This window comes from Streptomyces novaecaesareae, from assembly GCF_000716875.1.
Taxonomy (GTDB): Bacteria; Actinomycetota; Actinomycetes; order Streptomycetales; family Streptomycetaceae; genus Kitasatospora; species Kitasatospora novaecaesareae.
On record NZ_JNWQ01000028.1, the window covers coordinates 67737 to 78018 of the forward strand.

Genomic DNA, 10282 nt, shown 5'->3' on the forward strand with positions numbered 1-10282 from the left:
CGTGACCGAGTCAGCATGGCATGAGGGTGGAGACGGTCGAAGAGGCACAGCGCGCGGTCGTAAGTGATCGCCCGAACGACGCAACCGATCGGGGCCGTGGAACCGTCGGTAGGACTTGCCGGGCGCGGTCCCGCGGGGGTCCGCGCGTGGGAGGCGGTCGTCGCGCTCGGCGACCGGGTGCCCACGCGGCGCAGGGAATGCGCCGGCGGCCCTGCCGATCGGGGGGTGTCGATATGACCATCGTATGGACGTGCCTTACAGTCCGATCCGGTTCAATTGTTCCCAGGAAACTCCCAGGAAGCGGGATTCCGTCGGCAGAGGGGAGCGCCCGTGGGCGTCCAGCAGAGCAGGAGCCCCTGGCCGGGCACCCTGGCGGCGGGGGCCGCGCTGGTGTTCGGCGCCTGGCTGCTGCACGGCGGCGGCCCGCTGGTGCTGCCGCCCGCCCCGGGCGGCGGACAGGCACAGGCCGGCATCGCGCCGGTCTCCGTCGTCCCGCCGCTGGGGCCGTCCGCCCCGACCCGGATCCGCATCCCGGCCGTCCGCCTGGACGCTCCGGTCACCGCGCTCGGGCTGGACTCCGACGGCCACCTCCAGGCCCCGCCCGAGGCCGACCGCAACCTGGCGGGCTGGTACCGGGGCGGGGCCAGCCCCGGCCAGCGGGGCACCGCGATCCTTGCGGGGCACGTCGACAACAAGTCCGGTCCGGCCGTCTTCTACCATCTGGGAGCGCTCCGTCGTGGAGACCGGATCGAAATCGCCCGGGCCGACGGCGCCACCGCCGTCTACCAGCTGTACGCCATCGAAGTGCACGACCGAAAGGACTTCCCGGACGATCGGGTCTACCGTCAGGCCGCCGACGCGCAACTACGGGTGATCACCTGTGGCGGCGCCTACAGCGAGGAACACGGTTACGACGGCAACGTCGTCGCCTACGGGTTCCTGGCCGACACCACCCAGCCGGGCAAAGCCGCATGACCACGCTCACTCTCGCCACCCGCTGGAACCCGATCGACTGGCCGCTCACCGAGGGCCCGATCCCGCACGCCGTGTCCGTCGTCGGCTGGGCGGCGCTGCTCGCGCTCGCCGTCGGCCGCGACCGGCGCTGGTGGCGGTTCCGCCTGCCCGCCGCGCTGTTCACCGCCGCCGCCCTCAGCCTGCTGCTGGACGTCCTGGTCGACGGCTGGTGGCACCCCTTCCCCGAGGGCACGCCCGACTACGTCACCTGGTGGATAGCCGTCGCCCTGCTCGGGCTCTGCCTGGCCGGCTACCGGATGCGCCGGCTCACCTGGAAGCGGCGGGGGCTCGTGCTGAGCCTGAGCGCCCTGGTGCTGCTGATGGCCTCCTCCCAGGTCAACATAGGCTTCGGCCAGTTCCCGAGCGGGCGCGTGATGCTGGCGCCGTGGCTCACCAAGACCGACGGGCTGATCGCCGACAAGGTCAGCCAGACCGTGGCCGCCCCGCCGGGGAAGGTGCTGGAGGAGGTCTGGCAGCCCCCGGCGGGCCTGCCCGAGAAGGGCACCGTCTCGGTGGTGCCGATCCCCGGTACGAGGTCGGGCTTCAAGGCCCGCGACGCGTACGTCTACCTCCCGCCCGCCTACCAGGCCAACCCGCGGCCGCTGCTCCCGGTGGTCGTGATGATCACCGGCCAGCCCGGCATCCCGGGGGACTGGGTGCTCTCCGCGCAGATCAACGAGGCGCTGGACGCCTACGCCGCGGACCACGGCGGCCTCGCGCCCATCGTGGTGATGCCCGACCAGCTCGGTTCCACCTGGGCCAACACGCTCTGCCTCGACTCCAAGATCGCCAAGACCCAGACCTACCTGGCGGTGGACGTCCCCAACTGGGTCCACCAGAACCTCCAGACCGCGACCGGACGGAACACCTGGGCGATCGGCGGCGCCTCGATGGGCGGCACCTGCGCGCTCCAGCTCGGCGTCAACGCGCCCGACGTGTACGGCACCGTCCTGGACATGTCCGGACAGGACCAGCCGACCCTGGGCAGCAAGGAGCAGACCGTCAAGGCCGCGTTCGGCGGGGACGGCAAGAAGTTCGACGCGGTCGACCCCGTGCAGGTGATGGCCCGCAAGAAGTTCCCGGACACCAATGTCGCCCTGCTCGTCGGGGAGACCGACGAGGAGTTCAGGCCGCAGATGGAGAAGGTCTACCAGGCCGTGCAGGGGGCCGGGATGAAGGCGAAGTTCGAGCTGATGCCGGGCGGCCACGGCTGGATCGTCTTCCGCCCCGGCATCGCCCAGCAGATCCCGTGGCTCGCCCAGCAGACCGGACTGACCCGGTGACCGGGGCGGGGACGGCGGTCGTCGCCACCGGAGAGCAGGACCAGAAGAAGTCGCCCAAGGTCGTCGCGCAGCGCGCGGACGAGCGGGGCGCGGACCGCGCGCCCGTCACCCGGACGCCGGAGCCGCGCCCGCAGCGGGTCCGGCGGGCGGCCCGGGCGCTCGGCGTCCGGCTGCGCTCCGCGCCGCTGACGCTGGCACTGCTCGCCGGGCTCTGGCTGCTCGGCGCGGCCACCGGCAGCCTGGGCGGCGGGCCGTCCGAGCGGCTGCTGGGCCGGGCCGGGGTCGGCCTGTCCACGCTCACCGACGGCCACTGGTGGGCGCCGGTCACCTCGATGTTCTGGTGCTCGGGCATCGGCTCGTACGTGTTCGCCAGCCTGCTGCTGCTCCTGGTCGGCCCGGCCGCCGAGCACCGGCTCGGCCGGCTGCGCACCCTCGCGGTGCTGGTCGGCGGGCAGGTCGTGGGCACCCTGCTGGGCACCGGGCTGGTCGCGCTCGGCTCCTCGGCCGGGGAGCAGTGGACCGCCTCGGTGGCCGACCAGATCTCGGTCGGCCCCGCCGTCGGCCTGTTCGCGCTGGCCGCGGTCCTCGGGTACCGGCTCACCGTGCTGTGGCGCCGCCGGCTGCACCTGCTGGTGCTGCTCCTCCCGCTGGTCATGACGCTGTACGTCGGCCACCTGCAGAGCGTCCAGCGGTGCGCCGCGGCGCTGGTCGGGCTCGGCGTGGGCGCGCTGCTCAGCCGCGGCCGCCCGTACCTGCGCTCGCACCGCTCCTCGCACTCCGAGACCCGGGTGCTGGTCGCGCTCTGCCTGGTCGCCGCCGCCGTCGGGCCGCTGATCGCCTCGCTGTACGACACCGCCAGCGGGCCGTTCAACACCTTCTCCGAGCTGTACTTCTCCCACCGGCTCAGCCCGGACGAGGTGGCCGACTTCTGCGCGATGTCGGCGCACGACTGCGCCCGCGCGCACGCCGTCGTCCGGATCTTCGACACCCCCGGCCGGCTGATGGCGGCGCTCTTCCCCGCGCTGCTGCTGGTGCTCGCCGAGGGGCTGCGCCGGGGGCTGCGGTTCGCCTGGCTGGTGACCGTCGCCACCGAGCTGCTCTGGGGGGCGCTGCTGGGCTGGCTCTACCTGGACGCCGGGCCGGTCAGCCGGGACGTGGTGCAGTACTTCGTCGAGGCGATGCTGCTGCCGCTGCTGACCACCGGCCTGCTGCTGGCCACCCGCAAGCGGTTCCGGCTGCGGCTGTCCGGCCGCTCGGTGCGCCGGCTGGTCCTGGTGCTCGGCGGGGCCGCGTTCGTCTCCTCGGCCGCGTACGTGGGGCTCGGGCGGCTGGTCGCGAGCCAGTTCGAGCCGGGGGCGACCGTGCGCCGACTGCTGCACGGGCTGCCCGCGCAGTTCCTGCCGCCCGCGTACAACGACCTCACGCCGGACTACCCGATCGCGGTCGGGCCGGTGGCGCGCCTCCTGGAGACGTACTGCGGGCTGGCGTTCTGGGTGGTGGCACTGGCCGTGCTGCTGTCGGCCTTCCGCCGGCCGTCGCTGCACACCGACGCCGAGGCCGCCGCCCGGGCCCGGGCGCTGCTGACCGGACACGGCGGCGGGACGCTGTCGTTCATCACCACCTGGGACGGCAACCACTACTGGTTCGACGAGCAGGGCCGGGCAGCCGTCGCCTACCGGGTGGTGGGCACCGTCGCACTGACCACCGGCGACCCCTTCGGCGCGCCGGAGGACCGGGCCCGGGCCGTGGCCGGCTTCGCCCGGTACTGCGACGCCCGGGGCTGGACCCCGTGCTTCTACAGCGTCTGCGGGCAGACCAGGGACGCCGCCGCGCAGCTCGGCTGGCGCTCGGTGCAGGTCGCCGAGGACACCGTGGTCGCGCTGCCCGAGCTGGCCTTCACCGGCCGCAAGTGGCAGGACATCCGCACCGCGCTCAACAAGGCCGGCAAGCAGGGCATCACCGCGGAGTGGTGGGCGTACCACGAGGCACCGCTCGCACTGCGGGACCAGATCCGGGCGATCTCCGAGGAGTGGGTCTCCGAGAAGGGCCTGCCCGAGATGGGCTTCACGCTCGGCGGGCTGGAGGAGCTGGACGACCCGGACGTCCGGGTGCTGATCGCGGTGGACGAGCAGCGGGTCGTGCACGGGCTGACCAGCTGGATGCCGGTGTACGAGGACGGCGTGCCGGTCGGCTGGACGCTGGACTTCATGCGCCGGCGCTCCGACGGCTTCCGCGGCGTCAGCGAGTTCCTGATCGCCTCGGCCGCGCTCGGCTTCAAGGAGGAGGGCGCGCGCTTCCTCTCGCTGTCGGGCGCGCCGCTGGCCCGCACCGGGCAGGACGGGGAGCCCACCGGCCTGCAGCGGATGCTGGACTGGATGGGCAAGGCGCTGGAGCCGGTGTACGGCTTCCGCTCGCTGCTCGCGTTCAAGGCCAAGTTCCAGCCGGAGTACCGGCCGATGTACATGGCCTACCCCGACCCGGCCGCGCTGCCCGGCATCACCCGGGCGATCGGCAAGGCGTACCTGCCGCACCTGACGGCGGCGCAGGGCGTCCGGCTGATGCGCAAGCTCTCGGGCTGAGGGAGCGACGCGAGGCGGGCCCTGCGCCCCGGAGGCCGGCCCGCCCCCTCAGCCGAGCAGCTCGGCGAGCGCGCGGTCGGCGTCCAGGTGCAGGTGCTCCTCGCCCTCCGGGACGACCAGTCGGCTGCGCCACAGGAAGCGGCGCAGGTCGCCGGTGTCGAACCGGAGCAGCGCGGTGCCCTCCGGGGCCCGCAGCTCGACCATGGTGCAGCGGCCGGGCGCGGGCCGGACGTGGACGTCGCCGAGGCCGGCCGGCAGCTCGATGCCGGCCGAGAGCAGCCGGCGGGCGAAGACCCAGACGATGTCCTCGCCGTCCTGCTCCTCCGGGGCCTCGTCCAGCGAGAACTCGGCGGGGAAGGCCATCCGTACGGCCAGCGGGTCCTCGGGCAGGTAGGACAGGACCGCCCGCAGCCGGACGGAGCGGTGGGGGGAGAGGATCAGGCGGGCCTGGACGGTCTCTTCGACGGTGCGCACGGGAGGTCCCTTCGGTTCGGTGCGAGGCCGCGCCTTGGCAGGAGGGGTGGTGCGGCCTCACCCTGGTGAGAGTCCTGATGACCACCGTGATTACCCGGTTTCGAGGCCGATCCGATGTGACTCGCGTCACATCGATTTCCGGCCGTGCGGGCCCGGCGCGGAGCCTCTTCTGGAGGCCCCGACGGCGCCGGGCCGGTAGGCTGGGCGGGTTGTCCGATCGCCGCCCGACCGCGGGACGGGGCCGCAAAACCGCCCCTGACCTGCGATGATCCCCCCTCGGAGACCGTGAGTACTGCCGCCGCCTCCTCGATGCCGCTGTTCTCCGACGTGTCGGAGCCGGAGGCCCCCGTACGGGCCGTCGGCCACGCCGGGCCCGCCGCCTCGCACCACCTCTCGCCCGCCTTCCCCGGCCGCGCCCCCTGGGGCACCGCGGGCAAGCTGCGGGCCTGGCAGCAGGGTGCGCTGGACAAGTACATCGAGACCCAGCCGCGCGACTTCCTCGCGGTCGCGACCCCGGGCGCAGGCAAGACCACCTTCGCGCTCACCCTGGCCTCGTACCTGCTGCACAACCACCTGGTGCAGCAGGTGACCGTCGTCGCGCCGACCGAGCACCTGAAGAAGCAGTGGGCCGAGGCCGCCGCCCGCATAGGCATCAGGCTCGACCCGGCGTACTCCTCCGGGCCGCTGTCCCGGGACTACCACGGCATCGTGGTCACCTACGCGGGCGTCGGGGTCAACCCGATGCTGCACCGCAACCGGACCGAGGCCCGCAAGACCCTCGTGATCATGGACGAGATCCACCACGCCGGTGACTCCAAGTCCTGGGGCGAGGCCTGCTTCGAGGCCTTCGAGCCGGCCACCCGCCGGCTGGCGCTGACCGGTACGCCGTTCCGCTCGGACACCAACCCGATCCCGTTCGTGGCGTACGACGCGGGCAGCGACGGGATCCGCAAGTCCGTCGCCGACTACACCTACGGCTACGGGCACGCGCTCGCCGACCACGTCGTCCGCCCGGTGATCTTCCTCAGCTACAGCGGCAACATGCGCTGGCGCACCAAGGCCGGCGACGAGCTGGAGGCCCGGCTCGGCGAGCCGATGACCAAGGACCTGATCGCCCAGGCCTGGCGCACCGCGCTCTCCCCGCAGGGCGAGTGGATCCCCAGCGTGCTGCAGGCCGCCGACCGCCGGCTCACCGAAGTCCGCAAGGCCATCCCGGACGCCGGCGGCCTGGTGATCGCCACCGACCAGAACGTCGCCCGCGCGTACGCCAAGATGCTGCGCGAGATCAGCGGCGAGAAGGTCACCCTGGTGCTCTCCGACGAGACCGAGGCCTCGAAGCGGATCTCCGACTACGCGGCCGGGACCTCCCGCTGGATGGTCGCGGTCCGCATGGTGTCCGAGGGCGTCGACGTGCCCCGGCTGTGCGTCGGGGTGTACGCGACCTCGATCTCCACCCCGCTGTTCTTCGCCCAGGCCGTCGGCCGCTTCGTGCGCGCCCGCAAGCGCGGCGAGACCGCCTCGGTGTTCCTGCCGACCATCCCGATGCTGCTGGGCTTCGCCAACGAGATGGAGGTCCAGCGCGACCACGTGCTGGACCGGCCGAAGAAGGAGGGCGAGGGCCTCTTCGACGAGGAGGACCGGCTGCTCGCCGAGGCCGAGCGGGCCAACGACGGGCCGGACGGCGCGGGCGGCGAGGAGTTCTCCTACGAGGCGCTCGGTTCCGACGCGGTCTTCGACCGGGTGCTGTACAACGCCATGGAATTCGGCATGCAGGCCCACCCCGGGAGCGAGGAGGAGGACGACTACCTCGGCATCCCGGGCCTGCTGGAGCCGGACCAGGTGCAGATGCTGCTGCAGAAGCGCCAGCACCGGCAGATCCAGCGCAGCAAGACCAAGCCCGCCGAGGAGGCGGACCTGCTGGAGCTGCCGGCCGAGCAGCGGCCGGTCGTCACCCACCAGGAGCTGCGGGAGCTGCGCAAGGAGCTGAACGCGCTGGTGGCCGCCTGGCACCACCGCACCAGCCAGCCGCACGGCACCATCCACAACGAGCTGCGCCGCCAGTGCGGCGGGCCGCTCACCGCGCAGGCCACCGCCAACCAGCTCAAGGCGCGGATCGCGAAGATCCGGGAGTGGGCGAAGTAGGACGCGCGGGAGCGGGTGAAGCAACGGTCCGGCAGCCTTTGCGGGCCGACCTGCCCCGGTGTGTCCGGACTTCGGACCGAGGTCGAACTCGTGTGCTGATATGCCCGGTGAATTAGGGGTGTTTGTCCGGAATCTGCGGCGGTGTTGATGTCGATCACGCCCGAATTTTGGACAACCACTTCCGCCGCGACCTTTCCTTCACTACCTTTCCCCCACGCTCTTCCGCCGGGCAACCCCCCCGCGGGACGGGCGCCGCAGGGCCGTACGGGTGTCAAGGAGACACCGGACGGTCCGAGCGCGGCCACCCCCACCTGTGCGCGACACCGACCTCGGGCCGGCGCCGCACGCCCCGCGAGCGCCGCGGAAAGGATCGCCCGTCGTGACAGCCGAGACCTCCCAGACCCTGGACCGTGGCGTTCGGGTCCTCAAGCTCCTCGCCGACTCCGAGCGAGGGCTCACCGTCACCGAACTCGCCGCCCGGCTGGCCGTCAACCGCACCGTCGTCTACCGGCTGCTGGCCACCCTGGAACAGCACGGCCTGGTCCGCCGGGACATCGGCGGCCGCGCCCGGGTGGGCCTCGGCGTCCTGCGGCTCGCGCACCGGGTGCACCCACTGCTGCGCGAAGCCGCGCTGCCCGCCCTGCGCAGCCTCGCCGAGGACCTCGGCGCCACCGCCCACCTGACCCTGGTGGACGGCAACGAGGCGCTGGCCGTCGCGGTCGTCGAGCCGAGCTGGACCGACTTCCACGTCGCCTACCGGACCGGCCAGCGCCACCCGCTCACCGAGAGCGCGGCCGGCCGGGCGATCCTGGACGCCCGCACCTTCCCCAGCCAGCGCCGGCCCGAACAGGGCTTCGTCATCACCCGGGCGGAGGAGCAGTCCGGGGCCTGCGGGGCGGCCGCCGCGCTGCTCGGGCTGAGCGGCATCGAGGGCAGCGTCGGCGTGGTGATGCTGAACGGGATGGTGCCCGAGCGGGTCGGCCCCCGGGTGGTGGAGGCGGCGACCGAGGTGGCCGACGCCCTGCGGTAGCGCCTGCGCGTCGTCGGGTGTGTTTGGATTCCCCTTGTGTCCGACACCAAGCTGCCCAAGGCCCTCACCTCCTCGCGGACCCGCGCGCTCGCGCTGTGCGGACTGCTGGTCACCGCGCTGTTCGGGGTGGCCGCCTTCGTCCCGCTGCCGTACACCCTCACCTGGCCGGGCCTGACCGCGGACACCCTGGGCACGTACCAGGACAAGCCGGTGCTCACCATCACCGGGGCACCGCTGCGCACCACCGAGGGCCAGCTGCGGATGGTCACCATCTCGGCGACCAACCCGGACCAGCGCAACACCTTCCTGCGGTCGATGCAGGCCTGGTTCGACTCCAAGGAGGCGGTGCGCCCGACCGACACCGTCTACCCGCAGGGCAACCCGGCCAAGGCCGAGGAGGTCACGGCCCAGCAGATGGCCGAGTCGCAGGACAGCGCCACCGCGGCCGCGCTCAGCTACCTCCACCTCTCACCGGACCAGGTGAAGGTCAAGGTCGACCTCGGCGACGTCGGCGGCCCCAGCGCCGGCCAGATGCTGGCGCTCGGCATCGTCGACAAGCTCGCCGGCGACGGCAAGGGCGGCGACCTCACCGGCGGGCTCACCATCGCGGGCACCGGCACCATCGAGAAGGACGGCACCGTCGGCCCGGTCGGCGGCGTCCCGCTGAAGACCCAGGCGGCCGCCCGGGACGGCGCGACGGTCTTCCTGCTGCCCAAGGACGAGTGCACGGACGCCAAGGTCGACACGCCCAAGACGCTGCGGCTGGTGCCGGTCGGCACGCTCGGCGAGGCGGTCTCGGCGCTGCAGGCGCTGAAGAGCGGCGGCAGCGTCCCGGCCTGCTGACCGGCCGTGCGTGGTGCCCGCGCCCGGAACCCCGGACCGTGCTACTCGGCGGCGGCCTGGTCCACCAGCGGCAGGATCCGGTACGGCACCGGGTTCTCCAGCACGATCGCCGTGGACGAGCGGACGATCCCGTCGAAGCCCACCACCCGGTCGATCACCCGCTGAAGGTCGGCGTTGGAACGGGCCACGATCCGCACCATCATGTCCCCGATCCCGGTGATGGTGTGCAGTTCCAGCACCTCCGGCACGCTCGCCAGGTGCGCCCGCACGTCCGAGCCCTGGCCCTGGGAGATCTCCAGGGTGGCGAAGGCCGTCACCGGGTAGCCGATCGCCGCCGGATCCACCTCCGGGCCGAAGCCGCCGATCACGCCCTTGGCCTGGAGCCGGTCCAGCCGGGCCTGCACGGTGCCCCGGGCGACCTGCAGCCGGCGCGAACACTCCAGCACGCCGATCCGCGGCTCCTCGGCGAGCAGCCGGATCAGCCGGCCGTCCAGGGCGTCGATGGTGTCGTTCCCGCCGCCCGGCGAGGGAGTGGAAACGCCCTGGGGGGTGGGGGAGTCGGGCGAGCCGGGGGAGCTCGGGGAGTGGGCGGGGGGCATCGCGGCTCCTCCTCCGGTGGTCGTTCCGTACAGCGGTGCCGCCGATTCTCCCGCTCCGGGGCACGGCTTGACCAGCAAGCCCCGTCCGAGGGGGCGGGCGGTCAGCGGACGGCCGTCTCGACGATCGGCGGGTGGCCGTTCCAGTAGACGAAGACCGAGTTGGCCTGGTTGTCCTTGGTGAAGTCGATCCGGATCCACTGCGGGCCGTTCCACACCTGCATCTGCCAGCCGGGGTCCGGGGTGGCGGAGACCAGGGAGGCAGTGTCGGCCTTCAGGTCCAGCGCGACCTTGCCGCCCGGGATCGGGTAGCTCTTCACC

General features: G+C 73.0%; 8 protein-coding genes and 1 pseudogene. 6 read left to right on the forward strand and 3 right to left on the reverse strand.

Annotation, left to right across the window (positions count from 1 at the left end):
- The first annotated feature begins 330 nt into the window (after positions 1-330).
- Genes OP86_RS13205 through OP86_RS38775 form a run of 3 tightly spaced genes read left to right on the forward strand, consistent with a single transcriptional unit; the run spans position 331 to position 4876 of the window.
- Positions 331-975 carry a class F sortase gene (locus tag OP86_RS13205; protein WP_030059747.1) on the forward strand — a complete coding sequence of 215 codons (645 nt, stop codon included), beginning with the start codon at positions 331-333 and terminating at the stop codon, positions 973-975.
- Complete coding sequence (locus OP86_RS13210) at positions 972-2297, forward strand: alpha/beta hydrolase (protein ID WP_051830037.1); 1326 nt, start codon at positions 972-974, stop codon at positions 2295-2297. The genes OP86_RS13205 and OP86_RS13210 overlap by 4 nt, the downstream gene beginning before the upstream one ends.
- On the forward strand, positions 2264-4876 hold the full coding sequence (locus OP86_RS38775; RefSeq protein ID WP_157849735.1) for a rhomboid family intramembrane serine protease: 2613 nt from the start codon (positions 2264-2266) through the stop codon (positions 4874-4876). Before OP86_RS13210 ends, OP86_RS38775 begins: the two co-directional genes overlap by 34 nt.
- A gap of 48 nt (positions 4877-4924) precedes the next feature.
- Here the strand turns inward: OP86_RS38775 and OP86_RS13220 are convergent, their stop codons facing one another.
- On the reverse strand, positions 4925-5350 hold the full coding sequence (locus OP86_RS13220; protein ID WP_030059752.1) for an SsgA family sporulation/cell division regulator: 426 nt from the start codon (positions 5348-5350) through the stop codon (positions 4925-4927).
- Positions 5351-5659: 309 nt separating this feature from the next.
- On the opposite strand from OP86_RS13220, the gene OP86_RS13225 reads away from it, so the two are divergent.
- The 3 genes from OP86_RS13225 to OP86_RS13235 all read left to right on the forward strand — a co-directional run bounded on the left by OP86_RS13225 (position 5660) and on the right by OP86_RS13235 (position 9365).
- Positions 5660-7492, forward strand: coding sequence for a DEAD/DEAH box helicase (locus OP86_RS13225; protein ID WP_234434937.1), 1833 nt, complete (start codon positions 5660-5662; stop codon positions 7490-7492).
- Between the two features lie 379 nt (positions 7493-7871).
- Entirely contained in the window at positions 7872-8522 is a 651-nt protein-coding gene (locus tag OP86_RS13230; RefSeq protein ID WP_030059754.1) for an IclR family transcriptional regulator, read from the forward strand.
- Between the two features lie 36 nt (positions 8523-8558).
- Positions 8559-9365 (forward strand): S16 family serine protease, encoded by an 807-nt coding sequence (locus OP86_RS13235; protein WP_234434928.1) that lies wholly within the window; start codon positions 8559-8561, stop codon positions 9363-9365.
- A gap of 41 nt (positions 9366-9406) precedes the next feature.
- On the opposite strand, the gene OP86_RS13240 is transcribed toward OP86_RS13235, so the two are convergent.
- Together OP86_RS13240 and OP86_RS13245 are read right to left on the reverse strand one after the other, a co-directional pair.
- A complete protein-coding gene (locus OP86_RS13240) occupies positions 9407-9964 on the reverse strand; it encodes an Lrp/AsnC family transcriptional regulator (protein WP_234434929.1) in 558 nt (185 codons plus the stop codon).
- Between the two features lie 101 nt (positions 9965-10065).
- A pseudogene (locus OP86_RS13245) lies at positions 10066-10282 on the reverse strand (hypothetical protein); the annotation flags it as partial.

Excerpts from the sequence above, each read along its gene's own strand:
- OP86_RS13240 (WP_234434929.1), bottom strand. The coding sequence starts at position 9,964 with ATGCCCCCCGCCCACTCCCCGAGCTCCCCCGGCTCGCCCGACTCCCCC.
- OP86_RS13225 (WP_234434937.1), top strand. The coding sequence starts at position 5,660 with ATGCCGCTGTTCTCCGACGTGTCGGAGCCGGAGGCCCCCGTACGGGCC.
- OP86_RS13210 (WP_051830037.1), top strand. The coding sequence starts at position 972 with ATGACCACGCTCACTCTCGCCACCCGCTGGAACCCGATCGACTGGCCG.